Source organism: Aliihoeflea aestuarii (assembly GCF_024105665.1).
Lineage (GTDB): Bacteria > Pseudomonadota > Alphaproteobacteria > Rhizobiales > Rhizobiaceae > Aliihoeflea > Aliihoeflea aestuarii.
Window position 1 is genome coordinate 1 of record NZ_JAAAMK010000013.1, and the last position, 23,514, is coordinate 23,514.

A 23,514-nucleotide genomic window follows, 5' to 3' on the forward strand; every position below is an offset into this window, starting at 1 on the left:
CAATCGCCGCGAGATCCGGCTCCAAGAAACTCGCCATCATCGCCGTCGCAAGGAAACTCCTCACCGTCCTCAACGCAATGCAACGCGAACAAAAACAATACGCCTGAAAACACAGTTGCCATGCCTCGACATGCCAACTTGCAACACGCTCCAGAACTCGCAACCATGGCTCAACTCCCCGACACAGCCTTGCAATCCGCTCGCATTCTCCTCAGTTAGGGCGCAACGAAAGGAGAATTCCATGGGCGAACTCAGAGCCGGCATCGTTCCCGTCACGCCGTTCCAGCAGAACTGTACCATTCTGTTCGACGACGAGACGAAAACAGGAGTGGTGGTCGATCCGGGCGGCGATGTCGACCTGATCCGCAAAGCGATCACCGACAACGGCCTGACGATCGAGGCCATCTGGATCACGCACGGCCATCTCGACCATGCGGGCGGTGCGATGGAACTGAAGGAGGCGCTCGGTGTCGAGATCGTCGGGCCGCATGCGGCGGATGAGCCGCTTTTGTCAAGGATCGCCGAGCAGTCGCGCAGCTACGGCATTCCGGGCCTTGCCAACTGCACGCCCGATCGTTTCCTGACGGAAGGCGAGACGGTGTCCTTCGGCGCGCATAAATTCGAGGTTCTGCATTGCCCCGGCCACGCGCCTGGCCATGTCGTCTTCTATAACCGGGATGCGAAATTCGCCCATGTCGGCGACGTTTTGTTTTCCGGCTCGGTCGGCCGGACGGATCTGCCGGGGGGCGACCACGCGACACTGATTAGCTCGATCAAGGAAAAGCTGCTGCCGCTCGGCGACGAGATAGGTTTCATCTGCGGCCACGGGCCGGGCGGGCGCTTCGGCGACGAACGCCGCAACAATCCCTATCTCGTGTGAAGACGAAAAAACCCGCCTTGCGGCGGGCTTTCCCGGATCAGCCTCGCGAAAAGGCTCTAATTCGCCACACAGAAATGGCGCACGCCGTCATAACCCATGAAGGTGCCGCTCTGCGGATCGAAGGACCGGTAGCGGTCCGAGCAGTAGCGATACCAGTCGCGCGTCCAGGGCTCGAAGCTCGAATAGCGCTCGACATAGCGGGGCTGTTCGTAGACGCGCACCGGGCGCTCGTAGACCGGGCGAGGGCGCACATAGCGCGGCTCGTCATAGCGGTAGCGGGGCTCGTCGTAGCGATAGATGACGTCGGCCTGGCGGTTCGCGCTGCCGAGCAGCGCGCCGGCTGCAAGACCGAGCGCGCCGGCGGCGACGATCGCGCCGCCATTGTCGCGGTAGCGGCGGTGATCATGGGCGCTCGCGGGGGCGATCGCAACGAGCGTCGTCGCTGCAATCAGCGCCGAGGCAGCAGCAGTTTTCACAATGCGATTCATCGATCCTACTCCTTCGTCGGACAGCAATCCCTTCGCCGACGTTGATGAATGAATAGGATTTTGAACATGAATGGCGGCTGAACGGTGGCCGGCAGGCATCGGCGCGTCGAATTCGATCGCGAGCGCACTTTCAGGCGTGGTAGTCCGAAGCGCTCCGGCGCCTGACGGGAGGCGCCGGAGCAGAGATTACGATCGGCTTGTCGCGGATCAGCCGCCGACTGTCAGGTTGACCGCTTTCGGGCCTTTGCCGCGCTTGTCGGGTTCGGTTTCGAACGACACCTTCTGGCCATCTTCCAGCCCGGCTAGGCCCGAGGCCTGAACGGCCGAGATGTGGACGAAAACATCCTTTTCCCCGTCATCAGGCGTGATGAAGCCGAAGCCCTTGGCATGGTTGAAGAATTTTACGGTTCCGCTCTGCGACATATGACGTTCCTCTCTCCCGGAAACCCTGATCAGGCGTGTTCGGCGCCCAGGGTTCCGACCCTCTGGCTCATGGATGCTGAAATGGGCAGTGCGCTCGTGCGGGAGAAGAAACAGGTCAGCGCGTGCGGGGTTTTTGCCAAAACCCTCTTGTTGCGCGGGCGAGCCGGAAGGACTGTGGAAGCGATCATGGTCGTCGGGCCGGTCCGGTCATTCTATTCCAGTCTCCGGGCTGGCAGTTGCCCGAACGTCACGACTTTCCCGTATTTTTTCACATACGGCAACAAAAAGTTTGATTTGCGGATTGCACAAACAAAAAGCGCCGCGAAAACGCGGCGCTCCCATTGGTCACAGTACGAGGCTGAAGCCGATCAGGCTTCCTGAAGGTTGACGGCCTTCGGGCCCTTGCCCATGCGGTCCGGCTCGATGTCGAACGTGACCTTCTGGCCATCGACGAGGGTGCGCAGGCCGGACTTTTCGACAGCCGAAATGTGAACGAACACGTCCTTCGCGCCATCGTCAGGCGTGATGAAACCGAAACCCTTGGTGGTGTTGAAGAACTTAACGGTGCCGCTCTGGCTCATTTTGGGACTCCTGTTCCCTGATTGCAGTTAGCGTTCCATACGATTTTGCACGGTATCGCTGTTGTCGAGAGTTCACGAAATCGGGGAAAGGTCGTCCAAAACGTTCCAGTCTCCGGGCCGTCAAATACCCGAACGCCCAAATCCATGGCACGGAAAGCGAGCCAAGGCAAGATGTGGTTACACCATGCCTTGGCTCGCTTTGCCTTACTGACCCGGCGCCATTGCCGGCGGCGTCGTCACGTAACGCTCACCGCGCAGTCCCTGCCAGGTGCTGACCATCATAAGGATGAGCAGGACGGCGAAGGGCAGGCCCGTCGCGACCGCCGCCGACTGCAACGCGGCGAGGCCGCCGCTCAGAAGAAGCGTGATGGCGACCAGCCCCTCGAACGTTGCCCAGAACACGCGCTGCGCGGTCGGCGCGTCGACCTTGCCGCCGGCGGTGATGGTGTCGATCACCAGCGAACCCGAATCCGACGAGGTGACGAAGAAGATAATCACCAAAACGATGCCTAGAAAGGAGACGATCTGCGTCAGAGGCAGCGCATTTGCCATGATGAACAGCTTCAGATCGTCCGAGACTTCGGCAACGAGCGCGTTCGTGGCGCTGGCAACCTGTTCGATCGCGGTCCCGCCGAAAGTCGACATCCAGATGATCGACAGAATGGTCGGCACGATCAGCACGCAGGTAACGAACTCGCGGACCGTCCGGCCACGCGAAACGCGGGCGATGAACATGCCGACGAAGGGCGACCAGGAAATCCACCACGCCCAGTAGAAGGTGGTCCAGCCATGCAGGAAGTTCACGTCCTCGCGGCCGAACGGATTGGCGAGCGGCAGCAGGTAGGTGACGTAGGACGCGGTGTTCTGGAAGAAGCCGGTGACTATGACCAGCGTCGGCCCGGCAAGCAGGATGAACACCAGAAGGACGAGCGCCAGTGCCATGTTGATTTCCGAAAGGCGCTTCACGCCCGCGTCCAGCCCGGCCACGACCGACACCAGCGCAATGGCCGTGATAAGGATGATCAGGATGACCTTGTTTCCATCCGTCGCCGGGATGCCGAACAGGAACTCGATGCCTGCCATCGCCTGTTCGGCGCCGAAGCCGAGCGAGGTCGCAAGTCCGAACAGTGTGGCGAAGACGGCGAGCGTGTCGATGATGTGACCCGGCCAGCCCCAGACGCGTTCGCCCAGAAGCGGATAGAAGACCGAGCGCAGCGTCAGCGGCAGGCCGCGATTATAGGAGAAGAATGCGAGCGACAGGGCGACGACGGCATAGATCGCCCACGGGTGGAGACCCCAGTGATAGATGGTTGCGGCCATGGCGAGGCTTTGCGCGGCAGCCGCGTCACCCTCTGCGCCGCCGAGCGGTGCCCAGTCCGTGCGTACGCCGTTTTCGACCGACACGCCGCCAATCGCGGCCTGATAGTGACCGAGCGGTTCGGAAACGCCGAAATACATCAGCCCGATGCCCATGCCGGCCGCGAACAGCATCGAGAACCAGCCGAGATAGCTGTAGTCGGGCGTCGCATCCGCGCCCCCGAGGCGGATCGAGCCGAGCGGCGTGACGATCAGCGCGAGGCTGAAAAGCACGAACAGATTGCCCGCGATCATCAGGAACCAGTCGAAATTATCCGTCAGCCAGGGACGCAGCCAGGAGAAGAACTCCTCCGTCGTTACCGGAAACAGCAGCGTCAGGACCACGAAGACGACGACCACGCCGCCCGAAATCGCGAAGACCGGATTGTGAATGTCCAGTCCGAAGACCTGAATATTGTCCTGCCCGACCTCATAGTCGATGTCATCGACCGTGACCGCGCTTTTCTTTGGTTCGTCTTCCATGATCGATCCCCGTCTTCAGTTCCTTGCCGAGAGATACCCTCTGTCAACAAGCTGGAATGCATAGCTTCCGCAGCGGCATATCGTGACGGTATTTGATCAACCTGAAAGAAAGCCGGCGAAAGCGCGATGGCACAGGAACCTAACGCGCTGACGCCTCATTTCAACCATAATTCTGACCGGCTGCGGAAAAGCCGGCTCAGACGAGCGATGCCGTGAAGCGCTGGATTCGGTTGCATGCCTCTTCGAGCAGTTCTTCCGACGTCGCGTAGGAAATGCGGAAATTCGGCCCGAGGCCGAAGGCCGAACCGTGAACGACGGCGACACCTTCGGCTTCCAGAAGAGTGGAGACGAAGTCCTCGTCGGTTTCGATCACCTTGCCCTCCGGCGTCTTCTTGCCGATCAGCGCCTCGCAGGAGGGATAAACATAAAATGCACCCTCCGGCACCGGGCAGGAAATGCCCTTTGCCTGATTCAGCATCGAGACGACGAGGTCGCGGCGGCCCTGGAAGATCGCCTTGTTCTGCGCGACGAAATCCTGCGGCCCGTTGAGCGCCTCCACGGCGGCCCATTGCGCGATCGTGCAGGCGCCCGAAGTCTGCTGGCCCTGGATCATGTCCATCGCCTTGATGAGGGCGACGGGACCGGCGGCGTAGCCGATGCGCCAGCCGGTCATGGCATAAGCCTTCGAAACGCCGTTCATCGTCAATGTGCGCTCGTAGAGCTTCGGCTCGACCTCGGCGATCGTCCTGAAAACGAAATCGCCATAGGTCAGGTGCTCATACATGTCGTCCGTCAGCGTCCACAAATGCGGATGCTTCAAAAGCACGTCGGCGATCGCACGCAGTTCAGCTTCCGTGTAGGCCGCGCCCGACGGGTTCGACGGCGAGTTCATGAGGAGCCACTTGGTCTTCGGCGTGATGACCTTTTCGAGCGCCTCGGCCGTCAGCTTGAAGCCGTTGTCGATCGACGTCTCGGCGAACACGCTCGTCCCGCCGCAGATCGCCACCATCTCGGGATAGCTCACCCAGTAGGGGCGGGGAATGACGACCTCGTCGCCGGGGTTCAGCGTCGCCATGAAGGCGTTAAACAGGATCTGCTTGCCGCCGGTGCCGACGATGGTCTGCTCAGGCGTATAATCCAGATTGTTCTCGCGCTTGAACTTGGCTGCGATCGCCTTGCGCAGTTCGGGAATGCCGGAGACCGGCGGATACTTCGTTTCGCCGCGCTTGATCGCGTCGATCGCTGCGTTCTTGACGTTGTCGGGCGTGTCGAAATCCGGCTCGCCCGCACCCAGTCCGATGACGTCGCGGCCCTGCGATTTCAATTCGCGCGCCTTCTGCGTCACCGCGATGGTCGCGGACGGCTTCACGCGGGAAAGGGCATCGGCAAGAAAGGCCATGATATTTCGTCTCCGGATCGGTTTCATGCCGCTTGTCGCGGCCGCGCGTTTCATGAATGATCTGCCGCGGAATCGCAAGGTTCAGGAATTGTGCCAGCCGGGCAATCGGTTAACCACCGATTAGCGTTGTTGCTGGAGATTTGTCGGGTTCGTTGGCCAGGGAGGGCCCCGTTTGACCCGTGGTCTCGGTCGATCGCATATTGAGCGCGAAGCGGATGGCACCGTCGTCGGCCGCTGGGGTCCTTACGTCCTCCGCACGGCGTTCCAGCCGATCTTCGCGTTTGAAAAAGGGCGGTTGCGTCCGCATGCCGTAGAGGCGCTGGTCCGCCCTTCGCGTGAAGGCAGCCCGCTGTCGCCGAATACCTTCTTCAAGGCCATTCCGGCGGCCGACCGCCTGTCGATCGAGGCGCTTGCGCGCGACCTGCAAATCCTCAATGCCGGTATCTCGCTCGGGGCAGATGCGACCCTGTTCATCAATTTCGATCCGTCTCTCTTTTGCGACAGGGCGATCGTGGAGGCCGCGCGAGCGGAAATGCGCGAGGTCGTCGCCGAGGCAGGGCTGCGGCCGGGGCGAATCGTATGCGAAGTCACCGAACAATCCTCCGCTTCGGTCGCCGCACTCCAGGATTTCGTCAACGCCCTGCGATCCGATGGGTACCGTGTCGCCGTGGACGACTACGGTACCGAAAGTTCGGACATGGAGCGCGTGAAGCAGTTGCGTCCCGACATCGTCAAATTCGATGCCAAATGGATCTCTCGGCTGATGGAGACGCGGCCCGGCGTCGCCCTTTTGACTGTCATGGTCGAGGAATTCCGGCAGAAGAACATTCTGACTGTTTTCGAAGGCATCGAAGAGGTCTGGCAGATCGATGTCGCCGCCGAGGTGGGCGTTTCGATGATCCAGGGTTTCGCGCTCGCCCCGCCTCAAATCGCCCGGACCGGTTCGCCGCTTGCGCCGATCGATGCCGATGACCCCGGCTTGCCCGATCGCGATCCGCCGACCCCGGTCGGCGTTTCGGAAGAGCCGGCATATAAGAGGCCGGGGCGTACGTTCGGCCGGCGGGGACTTTGAGATGACCCAAACGGACGATCTTCACGCATCGATCGCAGCTTCGATCCACCACGATGCCACCGGCCCCAGCGTCGCGCAGTTCCACGCGCATCTCCTGCGCAGCGCCTATCAGCCGACCTATCGTCTGGACTCGAACCAGATGACGATCGCGGGTTCCCGCGCACTTGTGCGGCCGGCCAGGGCCGGCCGGCCGTCTGTTCCCGTCCGTCTGTTCGACCGGCTGGGGCCTGCTGACAGGCTGCGTCTGGAGTGTCTGTGCCGCGCGTTGCACGTCGCCAATCTGCCGCATCTGGAGCTTCCCACCGGCTCCCTGTCGATGCGCATAGATGCGACAGGCGGCTCGGACGACGTGGAGACTGCGCTGGTATTGCTGCGCCGGGCGGTGACCAAGCTGGAAGACGAGGGCCGACACCCGCCGCTCATCTCGTGCGAACTGGCATGCACCAAGGAAGAGGCGTCGCGGGAGCGTGCGGACATCCTGCGGCGCCACGGCTTTCGCGTGGCGCTTCGCGATTTCGGGCCGGACATCGCCGGCGTCGAGATCGCCCGCGCGGTGCAACCGGATTATGTGCGCGTCGACGGCAACTGGTTCCGCCCGATCACGCGCATGCCTGACGTGCTGAAGCTGTTCGCCAGCGTGATTTCGGTCCTCCATGCCGACGGAATCGAGGTGCTTGCAGACGGGATCGAAACGCCTGCGGAACTCGAAGCCGCTCTCGAAACTGGCGCGGACCTCTTTCAGGGCTTTCTGTTCTCGCCGCCCGTTCTGGCCGGCGCCAAGTTTATCGAGCGCCCGCTCGGCCTGCCGCAACTCCTCCATCCGCGCGCGCGGATCATTCCGCTGCGCCGGCCGGCCTGATCCATCAGCGGAAATCATGGACCTATCGCCGTCAGGCTCTCGCTTCGATGTGGCGAAACGGCCATTTTGACGAAGCCCGCAACGGAGACGACCATGCTGACGCTTTACGGAATGACGAGCAGCGGAAACTGCTACAAGCCGCGCCTGCTTCTCGCCAAGCTCGGCATCCATTTCCGCCATGTCGAGGTGAGCACGGTCGACGGCGGCACGCGCGCGCCGGACTACCTGGCTAAAAACCCGAACGGGAAGGTGCCGCTCCTCGAACTGGCGGACGGCCGGTTGCTTGCCGAAAGCGGCGCAATCCTTCTTCATCTGGCGGAAGGCACTCGTTTGCTTCCCGCCGACGCCTATGATCGCGCATTGTGCTATCAATGGCTGTTCTTCGAGCAATACAGCCACGAGCCTCAGATCGCCGTGCGTCGCTCGCTTTTGAAGTATCCACACCTTGCCGCACATGTCACGGAAAAGCGGATGGCCGCCCTTCTGGACGGCGGCAACAAGGCACTGGCGGTCATGGAGGAGCGCTTGTCGCACGCGCCGTTCTTCGCCGGCGAAGCGATCTCGGTGGCCGATCTGGCGCTTTATGCCTACACACATGACGCTGCGACAGGAGGTTTCGATCTTGCGCACTTTCCTTTCGTTTCGGCGTGGCTTGCGCGCGTTGCCGAAGACGAAGGCCATGTCGAAATCGGTTGGAAACCTGCCTAAACACTAAGCAAATCGCGGCTTTTTGCGCCAATGGGAGTTGACTCTTAGCCGATTTCAGGAAACTTCGTTTGTCAGTTTCACTGGATAGCGGCAAGTCTGTCGTCCAGTTGTCACAGACCGCCGATAGTGCGGGTCGCGGAAGTCAACTCTTTCGCCAACAAACGGGAGCGAAACATGTCCATGAAAATCTATGCGGCGGGCCTCGCCGCCACCTTTACCGTTTTGAGCGCGTCGACCGCGCTCGCGCAAACGCAGATCGATTGGTGGCACGCCATGTCCGGCGCCAACAACGATGTCGTCGAAGAACTCGCCTCCGAGTTCAACGATAGCCAGGACGAGTTCCGTGTCGTTCCCGCGTTCCGCGGCACCTATCCCGAGACGCTGAATGCCGGCATCGCCGCTTTCCGCGCCAATCAGGCCCCGCACATCATTCAAGTCTTCGACGTCGGCACGGGCGTCATGATGGCTGCCGAAGGCGCGACCAAGCCGGTCGCCGAAATCCTGTCGCTGGGCGGCACGGAGTTCGACGCCTCACAGTACCTGCCAGGCATCGTCGCCTATTATTCGCGTCCGGACGGCACCATGCTGTCGTTCCCGTACAACTCGTCCTCGCCGATCCTCTATTACAACAAGGATCTGTTCGAGGAAGCCGGCCTCGACCCCGAGACGCCGCCAGCGACCTGGCCGGAGGTCTTCGAAGCCGCCCGAACGATCAAGGAATCGGGCGCTGCCCAGTGCGGCCTGACCTCGACCTGGTTGACGTGGATCGGCCTTGAGAACTTCGCCGCCTGGAACAATCTCCAGTACGGCACCAACGAGAACGGCCTTGCCGGCACCGACGTCGAGCTGAAGGTCAACGAAGGCATGTTCGTCACGCACTTCCAGAACATCGCCGATCTCGCTGCCGACGACACGTTCCGCTACGGCGGCCGCACGTCGGAAGCCAAGCAGCTCTTCCTGTCGGGTGAGTGCGCGATTCTGACGGAATCTTCGGGTGGTCTCGGCGACGTTCTCAATTCGGGCATGAATTACGGCCTCGGCCAGCTTCCCTATTATCCGGAAGCCGAGGGTGCACCGCAGAACACGATTCCCGGCGGCGCAAGCCTCTGGGTGTTCGAAGGCAAGTCGGACGAGGAATATCAGGGTGTCGCGGCTTTCTTCGAGTTCCTGTCGCAGACCGAGATCCAGGCGCGCCTGCATCAGGTGTCGGGCTATCTGCCGGTAACGCTCGCCGCTTATGAGGCGACGAAGGAATCGGGCTTCTACGACGAGAATCCGGGCCGCGAAATCCCGATCAGCCAAATGATGGGCAAGGAGCCCACTGCGAACTCGCGTGGCGTGCGCCTCGTCAACCTGCCGCAGGTCCGCGACATCCAGAACGAAGAGTTCGAGCGGATGCTGGCCGGCGATCAGGACGCGCAGACCGCGCTCGACAACGCCGTGCGCCGCGGCAATGCGGCCATCCAGGAAGCGATCGGCAACTAGACCGCCGCGCCATACGCACATTCCCGCCCGCGTGGATGACACGCGGGCGGATTGTTAAGGGCATCGGAGCGAGAAATGGTATCCGGTTTTCGGATAATCCGATGCTGTGAAAACGGGGAGCGCCCCGCGAACTGACCCGAGAGGAACCCCCCTTGTCCCCGCGCGTCGTCTTCCCCAACAAGGTGCTGCCCTATGTGCTGCTTGCCCCGCAGCTCATCATCGTGGCCATCTTCTTTTACTGGCCGGCGAGCCAGGCGCTCTACCAGTCGGTGCTGCGCGAAGACCCGTTCGGTCTGCGCACGACTTTCGTCGGGCTGCGCAATTTCGAGCGTGTGCTTGCCGACCCGAACTACATCAACGCAGTCCAGAACACGGCGGTCTTTTCCGTCGCCGTCGCGTTTCTAGCCATGGCCATCGCGCTGCTTCTGGCCGTCATGGCCGACAAGATCATCAAGGGGAAGGGCTTCTATCGTACGATGCTGATCTGGCCCTATGCCATCGCCCCGGCCATCGCGGGCATGGTGTGGCTGTTCATGTTCAACCCGGCGATGGGCACCTTCGCCTACATGCTGCGCTCGTCGGGTTATGCGTGGGACCCGCTGCTCAAAGGCGATCAGGCGATGTGGCTCGTCATCGCGGCGGCCGCATGGAAGCAGATTTCCTATAATTTCCTGTTCTTCGTAGCCGGCCTTCAGGCGATCCCGAAGACGCTGATTGAGGCGGCGGCCATCGATGGCGCGGGCGAGACGAAGCGCTTCTGGACGATCGTCTTCCCATTGCTCGCGCCGACGACGTTCTTCCTGCTCGTCATCAACACCACCTACGCCTTCTTCGACACGTTCGGCATCATCCATGCCGTCACGGGCGGCGGGCCGGGCAGGGCGACCGAAACGCTCGTCTACAAGGTTTATCACGACGGCTTCGTGAACCTGATCCTCGGCGATTCCGCCGCGCAGTCGGTCATCCTCATGGTCATCGTCATCGCGCTGACGGCTATCCAGTTCCGTTATGTGGAAAAGAAGGTTCATTATGGCTGAGACCGCTGCCGTGACCGGAAAATCCACCGCCGCCAAGCTCGGCCGCAAGGAAGAGGGCGCGATGCTCGGCGTTTCGAAGACGTCGCGCTACATCGCCCACGCGATCCTGATCCTCGGCGTCCTGATCGTCGCCTTCCCGATCTACTACACCTTCGTCGCGTCGACCCATTCGCTGCAGACGATCCTTCGGCCGCCGCTGCCGCTGTGGCCGGGCGACCAGTTCTTTGCGAACTATTATCAGGCGATCTTCGGCGGCGTGCGCCAGACTGGCGGCGTCGGAGCCGATCTTCTGCTCTTCAACACGACCGTCATGGCGCTCGGCATCGCCGTAGGCAAGATCGCGATTTCGTTGCTGTCGGCCTATGCCATCGTGTTCTTCCGGTTTCCGGGGCGGATGATCTTCTTCTGGCTGATCTTCATCACGCTTATGCTGCCGGTCGAGGTCCGCATTCTGCCGACCTACAAGGTCATGGTGGATCTCGGCCTCATCAACACCTATGCCGGCCTCATCATCCCGCTGATCGCCTCGGCGACGGCGACGCTCCTCTTCCGCACCTTCTTCCTGACCATTCCGGGTGAGTTGGTGGAGGCCGCGCGGGTCGACGGGGCAGGGCCGTGGCGCTTCTTCAAGGACATCCTTCTTCCGCTGTCGAAGACGAACCTCGCCGCGCTCTTCGTCATCATGTTCATCTATGGCTGGACGCAGTATCTCTGGCCGCTTTTGATCACCACCTCGAACGACATGAATACGATCGTCATCGCACTGCGCCGGATGATCTCGTTCGCGGATGCGGAAACGCAGTGGCACATCGTCATGGTCACGGCGATCCTCGCCATGCTGCCACCGGTCGCCGTCGTGGTCTTCATGCAGCGCTGGTTCGTCAAGGGCCTCGTCGAAACCGAGAAATGAGAAAGCCGAACAAATGGCAACCGTCGAACTAAACAACGTCCGCAAGGTCTATGGCGGCAAGGTCGAGGCCGTCAAAGGCGTGTCGATCTCGATTCCCGATGGCGAGATGTGCGTGCTCGTCGGCCCTTCGGGCTGCGGCAAGTCCACGCTCCTGCGTATGATCGCAGGGCTTGAATCGATTTCCGACGGTACGATCTCGATCGGCGGCGGCGTGGTCAACGACAAGGGCCCGGTCGAGCGCGACATCGCCATGGTGTTCCAGAACTACGCGCTCTATCCGCACATGTCGGTCTACGACAACATGGCCTATGGCCTGAAGAACCGCGGCATGGCCAAGGACGAGATCGAGAAGCGGGTGAAAAGTGCGGCGGCGACGCTCGGCCTCGCCGATTTCCTCCAGCGCCGACCGCGTGAATTGTCGGGCGGACAGCGCCAGCGCGTCGCCATGGGGCGTGCCATCGTGCGCAGCCCGAAGGCGTTTCTGTTCGACGAGCCTTTGTCGAACCTCGACGCCAAGCTGCGCGGCCAGATGCGCGTAGAGATCAAGAGCCTGCAGCGCCGTCTCGGAGTCACATCCGTCTATGTCACGCACGATCAGGTCGAGGCGATGACGCTCGCCGACACGCTCGTCGTCATGAATGGCGGCCTTGCCGAGCAGATCGACACGCCGATGGCGATCTACGAGAAGCCGGCCTCGACATTTGTCGCGGGCTTCATCGGCTCGCCGGCAATGAACCTTCTGACGGCGACGGTGGCCGATGGCGGGCTGGTGCTTGCGGGCGACGGCGGAACCGTCAAGCCGCGCGACACCGTGCTTCCCGAGGTTGGGCGCGAGGTGCTGCTCGGCATTCGCCCAGAGCACATGAAGGTCACGGACAGCCGCAACACCGCCGACCTGACGCTCAAGGTGACGGCGGTCGAAATCCTCGGCGCGGACGTTCTGGCGCATGGCCAGTCGGTCGACGCCACGCAGACCGGAGGCGAGATCATCGCGCGCCTTCCAGGCGGCACGCGGGTCGAGGTCGGCGACACGTTGCCCTTCGCCATCGATCCGGGCATGACGCACCTGTTCGACGCGGCGACCGGAAAGCGGATCTGACAAAGACGTCAGCGGTTCGGCAGGCCGTTGGCCTCGCGCTGCGCCCGGATTTTCGCAGTGTCGCGCCGCGTCTGATCGCGCAGCGCTGCAAGGCCCTCGCGTATGTCCCGGTGGGTTTCGGCGGGCAGCGCCGGGTCCGGGTCGGCCTCGTCCCATTCGAGCACTTCGTCGAGGATCGAGACGAGGTGGGGGATGTCACCGAAGGCGTATTCGTTGATCGGCCGACCGACCGTTTCCATCAGCGAGGCAAACAAGGCAGGTCCGCCAGTCGGATCGACGTCGGGATTGGCGGCAAAGTAACTGCGAAAGCGCAATTGTCCGGCGTAGAACCAGAACGTCGCGCGGTTCTTCTCGCCTTCGGAGAACAGTGTGGCCGCGCGCATCATCATGTCGGTATAGGTGCCGAGCCGCTCGTAATCGGCCTGCGCGGCTTGTGCGTGCAGTGGCGGACTTGCTGCGAATGTTGCGACTGCCGCGCCGAGTGCCAGCATCGCGGCACGCAGCGCACGCATGTCAGGCGACCTTGCTGAAGGCCGGCGTATCCGCCGGCTTCGTCGTCTCGGCAGGCGTCGCTTCCGCCTGTTCCATCTCGGCGAGGATGTCGTTCACCTCGTCGATGTCGACATAGTAATACCGCGCCAATTGCATCGGCACGTCGTCCAGCGTCACGCCGCGCTGGCACATGAAGCTGATCGCGAATTCGAGTTCGCGGCGGTCGATCAGGCGACGCTTCGCGCAATCTTCCACGATCTTGGTCATGTGTTGCCCCTGGATTCCGACGTTCTTCCGACGCCTTGATGATACGAATCACTTGGTCTCAGTATGGCTTGCTCTGCGACAGGCACAAGATGCAGTGGATAAGTGTGAAACTTGTGCACAGGTAGGCAAAGTTCATTGCAATCTTGGCGCGATCCGTTGCAGGCGGTCGCGCGTTTCATTCCCGATTGCCCAAAAGGTTGCGGTCGCGTAAAGAGGCGATGGGGCGGAGAGATATTCGAGACAATCTGCGAGAGGCGAATTTGGCTCCCGACAAGACGTTTCCGGCGCGCTACGCCGCTGCTTCATTCCTTGCGCTCGGCCTGATTTCAGGCTGCACGGTGACGACGGGCGGCGAGATTGCCACCCAGCTTCAGGTTGCGGCCGAAGAGGAAATGGCGCTCCCGGACACTGTCGATGTGCGCCCTTCGCCCAATGTCGCGACCGCCGCAGCGACGCCGCAGGCCATCGCCGCTGCGGAAAATGCCGATCCCGTTACCGCGACGTTGCAGGGCGAAGCGGCTGCCGAGGCTCCCGGCGTGGCCGAGGCGCCGGAGGCGCAGGAACCCGTCGTCGTCGCATCCGCTTATGCGGGAGCCACGCCATCGGGCGGTGCCAATGCGGCCATCGTACCGTCAGGCGTGCTTCAGGCGGCGATCGTGCCGTCCGGCATCGACGGTGTCGCCGCTCGCAGTCCCGAACTCGATCTGCTGATCGTCAAATACGCCGCGCATTACCAATTGCCGGTCGAACTCGTACGCCGCGTCGTCAACCGCGAAAGCACCTTTAATCCTGCGGCGCGCAATGGCCCCTATTGGGGGTTGATGCAGATCCGTCACGACACCGCCCGCACCATGGGCTATCGCGGCTCTGCCGAAGGCCTGCTCGATGCCGAGACGAATTTGCGATACGCCGTCAAATATCTGCGCGGGGCGTTCCTCACGGCTGATGGCAATCACGACCGCGCCGTGCGGCTCTATGCGCGCGGCTATTACTACGACGCCAAGCGCAAGGGTCTCCTGCGCGAGACGGGCCTGCGGTCCTGATCGTCACTTTGGCGTGAGCTTCGCCTGCGCATCCTCATTCCGCCGCGTTCTGCGTTAAATGCCGAGACATGGATTCCTGTGACGAGCACAGGAATCCATGTCTCGCCGTTAATGACGGTCGCATCGGTTCCGATCGCGCGCGGCCCACCAAATATGGACCAGCGCCCGCCTCATGAACCGACGCACCCTTCTGCTCTCCGCCTTCGCCGCCAGCCTTGTCGCTCCTGTCTTTGCGCAGGACGCGGCCGATCCGGTAACATTCGCCGATATCCTCGACGCAGCCGAAACGATCGCCCCGCTCGAAACCGTGGTCATCTCGCTGAACGGCGAGATCGTCGCGGAACGCGGCTATCGCGGCAATTCCGTAGATGCGCCGACGAACATCAAATCGGCTTCGAAATCGGTCGTCTCGGCCCTGGTCGGCATCGCCATCGACAAGGGCGTGCTGGAAGGCCCCGACCAGAGGATCGCTCCGCTGCTGGGCGGCGATCTTCCCGCAAATCCCGATCCGCGCATCGACGACATCACCATTGGCCATCTGCTGTCCATGCAGGCCGGGCTGGGACGCACCTCGGGCGCCAATTACGGGCGCTGGGTGGCAAGCGGCAACTGGGTGCGCGCTGCGCTCGCCATGCCCTTCGACGACGAGCCGGGCGGGAGCATGCTCTATTCCACCGGTTCGACCCATCTTCTGTCGGCGATCCTCACGCGCGTCTCCGGTCGCTCCACGCTCGAGCTTGCCCGCGAATGGCTCGGGCCCATCGACGGTTTCCGCATCGGTGGCTGGGACCGTGATCCGCAGGGCATCTATCTCGGCGGCAACCAGATGGCGATGAGCCCGCGCTCGCTGCTGGCCTTCGGCGAGGTCTACCGGAATGGCGGAGAGACGGCGGATGGCACCCGCATCGTCTCCACCGACTGGATCGAGCGATCATGGCAGCAGCGTACGAATTCCCGCTTCAATGGCGACGGCTACGGCTATGGCTGGTTCCTGCGCCGTATCGCAGGCGAGGATGTCGTCTATGGCTGGGGCTATGGCGGCCAGATGCTCTACATCGTTCCCGCGCTGGAGCTTGCGGTCGTGATGACATCGGACGAAAACAATCCATCCGCCCGCACCGGTCATCGCACGGATCTTCACGCATTGCTTGGCCGCATCATAGAAACCGCAAGGCAGGCACAGGGCTAACCTTTCGATCTATTCGGAACCGATCAGAGACATGATAGGATAATATCGGTCTATCGCATCGGGGACGTTACGATGGTATCGCGCGCGATTTGTGCAGCCTCTTTTGCCATCGCTTGTCTGGCCTGCCTGCCGGGCGCGGGCATGACGCAATCCGGCCCGCCCGTCGAGACGGTCAGCTTTGGTTCGCTGACCATGTCCGACACCCAGTTTCTTTCCGGTGATCTTGCCGGCGCCGAGCCGGTGACGCTTACCGGACGTCTTCAATTGCCTGCCGCCGAAACCCAGCCCGTCCCGGCCGTGATCCTGTTGCATGGTTCGGATGGTCCCGGCAGTGCCGTCACCTGGCACTGGGCAAATGTGCTGAATGGAATCGGCATCGCCACTTTGCGCGTCGATAGCTATACGGCGCGCGGCTACGAGGAGATATTCTCAGATCAAAGCCGCGTCGGCGAGTTCAACAACATCATCGACACCTATCGCGCGCTTGATCTGCTTGCCGCCGACGAGCGGATCAATCCGGACCGCATCGCCGTCATGGGATTTTCACGCGGCGGCATTGCCGCGCTCTATTCCGCCATGACCCGCTTCAATGGCTTGTACGGCTCACAGACCGCCAAACTCGCTGCGCATCTGCCGTTTTATTCGCCCTGCAATTTCGCTCTTCAGAACGAGCTCGACATCCGTCCCGTCCCCATTCGGGCTTTCCATGGCGAGGCCGACGTGTGGAACCCGCTGCCGCGTTGCCGGGACTATGCCGATCGGCTGCGGCAGGCGGGCGGCGACGTTGCGATCTTCACCTATCCCGGCGCGCATCATGCTTTCGATCACCCCGGCAGCCCGTCCTATAATGTGAAGGAGACGGCACAGACGTCGCGCAGATGTTTCCGCCGGGAAGACGATGGCGTGCTCGTCAATGCGGATACCGGCCAGCCGTTCAGTTGGACCGACGATTGCGTCGAAAAGGGCCCGGCGGTCCAGTACAATCCGGCGGCGGCCGACGCCGCGCAGGCGGAAATCTCCGCGTTCCTCACCGAGCTTTTCGAACTCAATTGATATGCGTGCCGCTTGCGCCGCTTCGCCATAGCGACTACGCAGCCGGAGGGGGATGATCGGGATTCGATCTGCGGCGTGTTTCGACCGCAATTGATGTCTAGGACTCTTCCCGCACCTAAATCTTGCACGCGTCAGATGTTCCGGCAGTTGGCGTCCCCTTCTTGCATGGACCTTTGATGACACCCGATCCCACGACCGCAGATGCCGTGAAGAGCGCGCGCGCCTGGACCAAGGTTCTCGCCCGCTATCGCGAGCCGAGTACGGCGCGCAGCACGTTCGAAATCGCCGTGACGGTGGTGCCGTTCGTGCTTTTGTGGACCGCCGCCGCGCTTGGCGTCGTCTACGGCCATTACTGGGCCCTCGTGTTGACCGTCCCCGCCGCCGGCTTTCTGGTGCGCATGTTTATGCTGCAGCATGATTGCGGCCACGGCTCGCTGTTCGCCCGGCGCGGCGCGAACGACTGGACCGGGCGCGTCATCGGCGTCCTCACCTTCACGCCCTATGATTACTGGCGGCGCACCCATGCCGTCCATCACGCCACGACCGGCAATCTCGACCAGCGCGGCATCGGCGACATCGACACGCTGACGGTTGCCGAATACCGCGCGCTCTCGCGTTGGGGACGGACGAAATACTGGCTCTATCGCCACCCGCTCGTCATGTTCGGCATCGGTCCGGCCTGGCTGTTCATCTGCCAGTATCGCCTGCCTTTCGGTCTGATGCGGGCTGGCCTGACGCCGTGGACCTCGACGCTGGCGACCAATCTGGGCATCGCTGTCCCGGCCGCGCTTTTGATCTGGCTGATGGGTCTCGGGCCGTTCCTGATGGTCCAGCTCCCGATCACGCTCATGGCGGCGACGATCGGGGTCTGGCTCTTCTACGTCCAGCACCAGTTCGAGGAAACGCACTGGAGCGAGCAGCAGGAGTGGAATTTTCAGCAGGCGGCGCTGCATGGATCGTCGCATTACGATCTGCCGGCCGTCTTCCGCTGGTTCACCGGCAATATCGGCATCCATCACGTCCATCATCTGTCGTCGAAAGTGCCGTTCTACCGTCTGCCGCAGGTGCTCGACGACCATCCCGAACTGCGCGACATGGGCCGCATCACGTTTCTGGAAAGCCTGCGCTGCGTGAAGCTCGTCCTGTGGGACGAGCAGAGCCGCCGCCTCGTCTCGTTCCGCGAAGTGCGGATGGCTGCTGCCTAGTTCTCTTTCGTCAATTCCGAATGGCTCTTGAGCACGCGGTCGCCATCGTCCTGCTTGATCAGATAGGCCGGTTCCTCGTTCGACGCCTTGCGCTTGATCTTCGCGCCCTTAATCGTGCGCTCCACATCATCGGTGAAGCTCTCGTTAATCTTGCCGCTCGCCGTTCCGCTGGCCCATTTCCAGCTCACTCTTGCGCCCTTTCGATATTTGCTCATGCCGCTCTGCCTCTAAAAGCATAAGCAATGCGGGATCGGTCCGGGGGTTCCTGCCACATCCTGACAGCATACTGTCAGGATGTAGCCTGCCGCAGAGGCGCACCCTTTTCTTCCGGCTGGACTCTCTCCATATTCCGGCCATGGCCAAAACCTCTCCCAAGCCGCAGCGCCGCAGCCCGCTGACCGATTTCATGGACGCGTCCGAACCGCTCGACAAAAGCGGGTTCGGCGAAGCGCCGCAGGCTGAATTCGAAGGTGAGCCGCTCACCGGTGGCGTGGCCGACTGGGCGAAGCAGATTTCGGACGAAGCGGCGAAAGCCGCCGCTGCTCAACCGGGTAAGGCGAAGATAGCAAAGCAGCCTGCCGCCCGCTCGTCCGCGCCGACGCGGTCGGGCAGGGGCACGTCGATGGGCGGGGCGGCCTCGCCGAAGGAGCGCGCCGCCGCCGGCCTCAACCCCGTTGCCGGTCTGGACGTCAGTCTCGAGGACGCGGGATCCCTGTCGTCGTCGGGCGTAACGGCCACCGTCGCGGCGCTTTCGGCGCTGATCGAATCCGGCAATCCGCTGCATAAGAACGGCCAGCTCTGGACGCCGCACCGGCCCGCCCGCCCGGAAAAATCCGAAGGCGGCATCTCGATCAAGATGGAAACCGAGTTCAAGCCGTCGGGCGATCAGCCGACGGCGATCGCCGATCTCGTCTCCGGCGTCTCGGAACTCGACCGGACTCAGGTGCTGCTCGGCGTCACCGGCTCCGGCAAGACCTTCACCATGGCCAAGGTGATCGAGGAAACGCAGCGCCCCGCGCTCATTCTTGCCCCGAACAAAACGCTCGCCGCCCAGCTCTACGGCGAGTTCAAATCGTTCTTCCCGAACAACGCCGTCGAGTATTTCGTCTCCTATTACGACTATTACCAGCCGGAGGCCTACGTCCCGCGCACAGACACCTTCATCGAGAAGGAATCCTCGATCAACGAGCAGATCGACCGGATGCGCCACTCGGCGACCCGCTCGCTTCTGGAGCGCGACGACGTGATCATCGTCGCGTCGGTTTCGTGCATCTACGGTATCGGCTCGGTCGAGACCTATACGGCGATGACCTTCCAGATGAGCGTCGGCGACCGGCTCGACCAGCGCCAGCTTCTCGCCGACCTCGTCGCCCAGCAATACAAACGTCAGGACATCAATTTCGTGCGTGGCTCGTTCCGCGTGCGTGGCGATACGATCGAAATCTTCCCGGCTCACCTTGAGGATCGGGCATGGCGCATCTCGATGTTCGGCGACGAGATCGAGACGATCACCGAGTTCGATCCGTTGACCGGGCAGAAGGCCGGCGATCTGAAATCGGTCAAGATCTACGCCAATTCGCACTATGTCACGCCGCGCCCGACGCTCAATCAGGCGACGAAGTCGATCAAGGCGGAGCTTCAGTTGCGGCTCGCCGAACTGGAAAAGGCCGGCCGTCTGCTTGAAGCGCAGCGGCTGGAACAGCGCACCCGCTTTGACCTCGAAATGCTGGAGGCCACGGGCTCCTGTGCCGGCATCGAGAACTATTCGCGCTACCTCACCGGCCGCGCGCCGGGCGAGCCGCCGCCGACCCTGTTCGAATACATTCCCGACAACGCGCTCGTCTTCATCGACGAAAGCCACGTCACGGTGCCGCAGATCGGCGCGATGTACCGGGGCGACTTTAGACGAAAGGCGACTTTGGCCGAATACGGCTTCCGCCTGCCGTCCTGCATGGACAACAGGCCGCTGCGCTTCGAGGAATGGGACGCGATGCGCCCGCTCACCGTCGCCGTTTCGGCGACGCCCGGCGGCTGGGAGATGGACCAGTCTGGCGGTGTCTTTGCCGAACAGGTCATCCGACCGACCGGGCTAATCGATCCGCCAGTCGAGGTGCGCCCGGCCAAGTCCCAGGTCGACGACGTGCTGGGCGAAATCCGCGACACGACCGCCAAGGGATACCGCACGCTTTGCACGGTTCTCACAAAGCGCATGGCGGAAGATTTGACCGAATATCTGCATGAGCAGGGCATTCGCGTGCGCTACATGCACTCCGACATCGACACGCTGGAGCGTATCGAGATTCTGCGCGATCTGCGCCTCGGCGCATTCGACGTTCTGGTCGGCATCAACCTTCTGCGCGAGGGGCTCGACATTCCCGAATGCGGCTTCGTCGCCATCCTCGATGCCGACAAGGAAGGTTTCCTGCGGTCCGAAACCTCGCTGATCCAGACCATCGGCCGCGCTGCGCGTAATGTCGACGGCAAGGTCGTGCTCTATGCCGACCACGTCACCGGCTCCATGGAACGGGCCATGGCGGAGACCAATCGCCGCCGCGAGAAGCAGCTCGAATACAACGCCGAGCACGGCATCACGCCGGAAAGCGTCAAGAAGAACATCGGCGACATCCTATCGTCCGTTTACGAGCGCGACCATGTGCGGGCTGATATCGGCGCGGTCACCAAGGATGGCCAGCTCGTCGGCTCCAATCTCAAGGCACATCTGGAACATCTGGAAAAGGAAATGCGCAACGCGGCCGCCGATCTCGATTTCGAGCGCGCGGCGCGCCTGCGCGACGAGGTGAAGCGTCTGCGCGAAACCGAACTTGCCATCTCGGACGATCCGCTCGCCCGTGACGTCGAACTTGAAAGCCCCGTTTCGGGCCGCGAGAAGGGCAAGCACAACAAGGGCAAGGCTCGCCATCGCACCGTGGACGAGGACGGCAAGAGCCTGTTCCGCAAACCCGATCTCGACGAGATGGGCACCTCCGGCGACCACGCAAAACCCGCCGGCTCGACGTTGTTTCGCAAGAATTCCCTCGACGAGATGACCGTCCGGCGCACGGAAAAACCGATCGAAGGCGACAGGCCGGAAAAGCCCGTCAAACGCGAGCGCGCCGGAATCGGCTCCTACGAGGACCCGGCCGACCAGCGAAAACAAAAGCGCCGACCCGGCAAAACCGGCCGGCCGGGGCAGTAGCGACATCAAGGGAGAGAAACATGGCGATCCTCGCGACATGCCATTGTGGCGCGACGAAAATCGAACTGCCGGACCATCCGCAGTCCGTCACCGATTGCAACTGCACTTTCTGCGAGCGTACCGGGGCGTTCTGGGCCTATTTCCCGGCCGACGCCCTGCGCTTTCATGCCCACGAAGGCGAGCGCTCCTATTCGGCCAACGGCTTGGGCAAGCACTATTTCTGCGGTAATTGCGGCATGCAGACTTGGGGAGACGCACCCGATTTCTCGCTCCTCTTCGATGATGAGGGCAAGGAGATACCGGACGCGCCGGACCTGAACGACCTGCCGCGCAGACATTCGCTCAACGTCAATCTGATCGACGATTTCGACTGGTCGCGCGTTACGATCGAAAAGCTCGACGGCCGCAAAGAATGGTAATCGCGTTCATCCGAACGGAGTAAACATGATCGGATACACGATGGTCGGCGTCAGCGATCTGTCCCGCACCGCCGCCTTCTACGACCCGCTGTTCGCGGCGATGGGCATCGCGCGTCAGTTCACGGACGAGGAGACGCTTGCATGGGGCTATGCGGACGAAAAAATCGCACGGTTCATTGCGTGCCTTCCATTCGACGGTGAGGCTGCCTCTATCGGCAATGGCACGATGACCGCCTTCCTCGTCGAGGACGCCCCGACAATCGACCGCCTTCACGCCCTGGCACTCGAAAACGGCGGCACCGACGAGGGTGCGCCCGGCAGGCGGCCGCGCTACGGTGACGGTTTTTATGGAGCATATGCGCGCGATCTCGACGGCAACAAGATCGCCTTCGTGTGTTACGATGCCCCCTGACAAAGCGGGAGGCACGCATGCCGGATCATTCCGTAAAGTCTGCTCCGATCCATCTTGGGCCGGGTGAGGGGCGGCACTATCCGTGCGGGCGCATGTCGGCCGTCTTCAAGGCCGACGGTGCGGAGACGCAGGATCGTTATTCCGTGTCCGAATGGTGGCTGGAGCCTCGCAGCGGGGGACCCGGCGCGCATTCGCACGAGGCCAATGACGAGATTTTCTACGTCATCGAGGGCGAGGCGCATCTTCTGATCGGCGATGAGTGGCATGCCGCGCCAAAAGGCAGCTTCCTGCGCATTCCTGCGGGCGTTACCCACGATTTCGAGAACCGTTCCGACGCGCGCGCCGGTCTCCTCAATGTCTTCCTTCCCGGCGGCTTCGAGAAGAACATGTCCGCGATCGTCGACTGGTTCGCGAACAATCCGCAGGATGCGCTTTCATGAAATTCAACGACGCGGTTCGCACCGACATCGCCAATTCGGTTCTCTGCTGGCTCGCCACGGTCGATGCGGACGGCATGCCGAACGTCACGCCCAAGGAGATGTTCGCCGCCCATGGCGACGACCGTCTCGTCATCGCGGACATCATGTCGGCCGGTTCGGTGCGCAACATCGCCGCCCAGCCAAAGGTCTGCGTCTCCTTCGTCGATGTCTTTCGCCAGCACGGTTTCAAGATCACCGGAACAGCGCGGATCGTGCCGCCTGAAGCGGACGATTTCGCCGACCTTTCCGCCGACCTCGTTCGCATGGCCGGGCCGGATTTTCCGATCCGCAACGTCATCGAGGTGACGGTCGCGCGCATCGCCCGCATCCGCGCGCCGAGCTACATATTGTTTCCGGAACGCACGGAAGACGAGCACATCGCCCGCACGCAGAAAACCTATGGCGTGCGGCCGCTTTAGGCAGGCGTGAATCCGAGCCGCCGGTCCCGCAGCCGCAGCAGATGCACCAGCGGCAACGCCATCAGGATCGCCCAGCTCTTGCCGATCATCTGCCCGGCGAGGAAGTCGAGCCCACCGAATGCCAGCGACAGGAAGATCATGCTGTCGACTGCAAGACCGACGACGCTGCTGGCGAAGACGGCCAGCACCAGCCCACGCCGCTGCAACGGCGTGAACACGGCCATATCGGCGGCTTCCGAAACGATAAAGGCGGCGACCGACGCCACGACCCATGCCGCCGGCGCGACGAAGCCGGACAGTGCCGCGCCGACGAAGAGTGCCGCGAAGGCCCAGCGGATTCCAAGCCGCCGTTGCACCATGTCGCGCAGCACGAGCGCCGCGCCGACCGCGAGCACGCCGCTCGGTGCGACGATACCCGGCCAGACGGGGATGATGCACGGCCCGTCGGGCACGCATTCCGTCCCGACATTGCCGATGAGCCAGTTGGCAAGCGGAATGGTTGCGCAGAAGGCGACGAGGAAGAGAAAGCCTTCGAGGCGTTGCTTCTTTTGAGTATTCAT

At 62.4% G+C, this 23,514-nt stretch carries 27 protein-coding genes; 18 read left to right on the top strand and 9 right to left on the bottom strand.

Annotated elements, in window-relative coordinates; all coding sequences use genetic code 11:
- The first annotated feature begins 241 nt into the window (after positions 1–241).
- Positions 242–880, top strand: a complete 639-nt coding sequence (locus GTW25_RS18535; RefSeq protein WP_252913780.1) for an MBL fold metallo-hydrolase — start codon at positions 242–244, stop codon at positions 878–880.
- A gap of 56 nt (positions 881–936) precedes the next feature.
- On the opposite strand, the gene GTW25_RS18540 is transcribed toward GTW25_RS18535, so the two are convergent.
- The gene (locus GTW25_RS18540; RefSeq protein ID WP_252913781.1) at positions 937–1,368 is read right to left on the bottom strand and encodes a BA14K family protein; all 432 of its coding nucleotides are present in this window, start codon (positions 1,366–1,368) and stop codon (positions 937–939) included.
- 207 nt (positions 1,369–1,575) lie between these two features.
- The gene (locus GTW25_RS18545) at positions 1,576–1,791 is read right to left on the bottom strand and encodes a cold-shock protein (protein WP_252913782.1); all 216 of its coding nucleotides are present in this window, start codon (positions 1,789–1,791) and stop codon (positions 1,576–1,578) included.
- An 81-nt stretch (positions 1,792–1,872) separates the two neighbouring features.
- Here GTW25_RS18545 and GTW25_RS18550 point away from each other — a divergent pair, with 81 nt between their 5' ends.
- Positions 1,873–2,172 carry a hypothetical protein gene (locus GTW25_RS18550; RefSeq protein WP_252913783.1) on the top strand — a complete coding sequence of 100 codons (300 nt, stop codon included), beginning with the start codon at positions 1,873–1,875 and terminating at the stop codon, positions 2,170–2,172.
- Here GTW25_RS18550 and GTW25_RS18555 read toward each other — a convergent pair.
- The 3 genes from GTW25_RS18555 to GTW25_RS18565 form a co-directional block, all read right to left on the bottom strand.
- Positions 2,160–2,372: a cold-shock protein gene (locus GTW25_RS18555; RefSeq protein ID WP_252913784.1), complete on the bottom strand. Its 213-nt coding sequence runs from the start codon at positions 2,370–2,372 to the stop codon at positions 2,160–2,162. The genes GTW25_RS18550 and GTW25_RS18555 overlap by 13 nt on opposite strands.
- Before the next feature lie 204 nt (positions 2,373–2,576).
- Positions 2,577–4,211 (bottom strand): BCCT family transporter, encoded by a 1,635-nt coding sequence (locus tag GTW25_RS18560; RefSeq protein WP_252913785.1) that lies wholly within the window; start codon positions 4,209–4,211, stop codon positions 2,577–2,579.
- Between the two features lie 196 nt (positions 4,212–4,407).
- Positions 4,408–5,610, bottom strand: a complete 1,203-nt coding sequence (locus GTW25_RS18565) for a pyridoxal phosphate-dependent aminotransferase (protein ID WP_252913786.1) — start codon at positions 5,608–5,610, stop codon at positions 4,408–4,410.
- A gap of 172 nt (positions 5,611–5,782) precedes the next feature.
- On the opposite strand from GTW25_RS18565, the gene GTW25_RS18570 reads away from it, so the two are divergent.
- The 7 genes from GTW25_RS18570 to GTW25_RS18600 all read left to right on the top strand — a co-directional run bounded on the left by GTW25_RS18570 (position 5,783) and on the right by GTW25_RS18600 (position 12,780).
- The gene (locus GTW25_RS18570; protein ID WP_252913787.1) at positions 5,783–6,682 is read left to right on the top strand and encodes an EAL domain-containing protein; all 900 of its coding nucleotides are present in this window, start codon (positions 5,783–5,785) and stop codon (positions 6,680–6,682) included.
- Between the two features lies 1 nt (position 6,683).
- Positions 6,684–7,541 (top strand): EAL domain-containing protein, encoded by an 858-nt coding sequence (locus GTW25_RS18575; RefSeq protein WP_252913788.1) that lies wholly within the window; start codon positions 6,684–6,686, stop codon positions 7,539–7,541.
- A 93-nt stretch (positions 7,542–7,634) separates the two neighbouring features.
- On the top strand, positions 7,635–8,249 hold the full coding sequence (locus GTW25_RS18580) for a glutathione S-transferase family protein (RefSeq protein WP_252913789.1): 615 nt from the start codon (positions 7,635–7,637) through the stop codon (positions 8,247–8,249).
- A gap of 174 nt (positions 8,250–8,423) precedes the next feature.
- Positions 8,424–9,734, top strand: coding sequence for a sn-glycerol-3-phosphate ABC transporter substrate-binding protein UgpB (gene ugpB / locus GTW25_RS18585; RefSeq protein ID WP_252913790.1), 1,311 nt, complete (start codon positions 8,424–8,426; stop codon positions 9,732–9,734).
- 152 nt (positions 9,735–9,886) lie between these two features.
- Positions 9,887–10,771 (top strand): sn-glycerol-3-phosphate ABC transporter permease UgpA, encoded by an 885-nt coding sequence (ugpA, locus tag GTW25_RS18590; protein WP_252913791.1) that lies wholly within the window; start codon positions 9,887–9,889, stop codon positions 10,769–10,771.
- Between the two features lie 61 nt (positions 10,772–10,832).
- Positions 10,833–11,681, top strand: coding sequence for a sn-glycerol-3-phosphate ABC transporter permease UgpE (gene ugpE, locus GTW25_RS18595; RefSeq protein WP_252913865.1), 849 nt, complete (start codon positions 10,833–10,835; stop codon positions 11,679–11,681).
- A gap of 13 nt (positions 11,682–11,694) precedes the next feature.
- A complete protein-coding gene (locus GTW25_RS18600) occupies positions 11,695–12,780 on the top strand; it encodes a sn-glycerol-3-phosphate import ATP-binding protein UgpC (RefSeq protein ID WP_252913792.1) in 1,086 nt (361 codons plus the stop codon).
- An 8-nt stretch (positions 12,781–12,788) separates the two neighbouring features.
- Here the strand turns inward: GTW25_RS18600 and GTW25_RS18605 are convergent, their stop codons facing one another.
- Both GTW25_RS18605 and GTW25_RS18610 read right to left on the bottom strand, forming a co-directional pair.
- The gene (locus GTW25_RS18605) at positions 12,789–13,292 is read right to left on the bottom strand and encodes a hypothetical protein (RefSeq protein WP_252913793.1); all 504 of its coding nucleotides are present in this window, start codon (positions 13,290–13,292) and stop codon (positions 12,789–12,791) included.
- Between the two features lies 1 nt (position 13,293).
- Positions 13,294–13,539: a hypothetical protein gene (locus tag GTW25_RS18610; RefSeq protein WP_252913794.1), complete on the bottom strand. Its 246-nt coding sequence runs from the start codon at positions 13,537–13,539 to the stop codon at positions 13,294–13,296.
- 260 nt (positions 13,540–13,799) lie between these two features.
- On the opposite strand from GTW25_RS18610, the gene GTW25_RS18615 reads away from it, so the two are divergent.
- From GTW25_RS18615 to GTW25_RS18630, 4 genes are all read left to right on the top strand, one after another.
- Entirely contained in the window at positions 13,800–14,582 is a 783-nt protein-coding gene (locus GTW25_RS18615) for a lytic transglycosylase domain-containing protein (protein WP_252913795.1), read from the top strand.
- Positions 14,583–14,754: 172 nt separating this feature from the next.
- Positions 14,755–15,771 (top strand): serine hydrolase domain-containing protein, encoded by a 1,017-nt coding sequence (locus tag GTW25_RS18620; RefSeq protein WP_252913796.1) that lies wholly within the window; start codon positions 14,755–14,757, stop codon positions 15,769–15,771.
- Positions 15,772–15,912: 141 nt separating this feature from the next.
- Positions 15,913–16,824, top strand: a complete 912-nt coding sequence (locus tag GTW25_RS18625; RefSeq protein ID WP_252913797.1) for a dienelactone hydrolase family protein — start codon at positions 15,913–15,915, stop codon at positions 16,822–16,824.
- Positions 16,825–17,000: 176 nt separating this feature from the next.
- Positions 17,001–18,029 (top strand): fatty acid desaturase, encoded by a 1,029-nt coding sequence (locus GTW25_RS18630; protein ID WP_252913798.1) that lies wholly within the window; start codon positions 17,001–17,003, stop codon positions 18,027–18,029.
- On the opposite strand, the gene GTW25_RS18635 is transcribed toward GTW25_RS18630, so the two are convergent.
- Positions 18,026–18,244: a hypervirulence associated TUDOR domain-containing protein gene (locus GTW25_RS18635; protein WP_252913799.1), complete on the bottom strand. Its 219-nt coding sequence runs from the start codon at positions 18,242–18,244 to the stop codon at positions 18,026–18,028. The genes GTW25_RS18630 and GTW25_RS18635 overlap by 4 nt on opposite strands.
- 140 nt (positions 18,245–18,384) lie before the next feature.
- Between GTW25_RS18635 and uvrB the strand changes: the two genes are divergently transcribed.
- Genes uvrB through GTW25_RS18660 form a run of 5 tightly spaced genes read left to right on the top strand, consistent with a single transcriptional unit; the run spans position 18,385 to position 22,954 of the window.
- Entirely contained in the window at positions 18,385–21,225 is a 2,841-nt protein-coding gene (gene uvrB, locus GTW25_RS18640) for an excinuclease ABC subunit UvrB (RefSeq protein WP_252913800.1), read from the top strand.
- 20 nt (positions 21,226–21,245) lie between these two features.
- Complete coding sequence (locus GTW25_RS18645; RefSeq protein WP_252913801.1) at positions 21,246–21,644, top strand: GFA family protein; 399 nt, start codon at positions 21,246–21,248, stop codon at positions 21,642–21,644.
- A gap of 25 nt (positions 21,645–21,669) precedes the next feature.
- Positions 21,670–22,056 carry a VOC family protein gene (locus tag GTW25_RS18650; RefSeq protein WP_252913802.1) on the top strand — a complete coding sequence of 129 codons (387 nt, stop codon included), beginning with the start codon at positions 21,670–21,672 and terminating at the stop codon, positions 22,054–22,056.
- Between the two features lie 17 nt (positions 22,057–22,073).
- Positions 22,074–22,496: a cupin domain-containing protein gene (locus tag GTW25_RS18655; RefSeq protein ID WP_252913803.1), complete on the top strand. Its 423-nt coding sequence runs from the start codon at positions 22,074–22,076 to the stop codon at positions 22,494–22,496.
- Positions 22,493–22,954, top strand: coding sequence for a pyridoxamine 5'-phosphate oxidase family protein (locus tag GTW25_RS18660; RefSeq protein ID WP_252913804.1), 462 nt, complete (start codon positions 22,493–22,495; stop codon positions 22,952–22,954). Before GTW25_RS18655 ends, GTW25_RS18660 begins: the two co-directional genes overlap by 4 nt.
- On the opposite strand, the gene GTW25_RS18665 is transcribed toward GTW25_RS18660, so the two are convergent.
- Positions 22,951–23,514: a VUT family protein gene (locus GTW25_RS18665; protein ID WP_252913805.1), complete on the bottom strand. Its 564-nt coding sequence runs from the start codon at positions 23,512–23,514 to the stop codon at positions 22,951–22,953. The two genes, GTW25_RS18660 and GTW25_RS18665, sit on opposite strands and share 4 nt — an antisense overlap.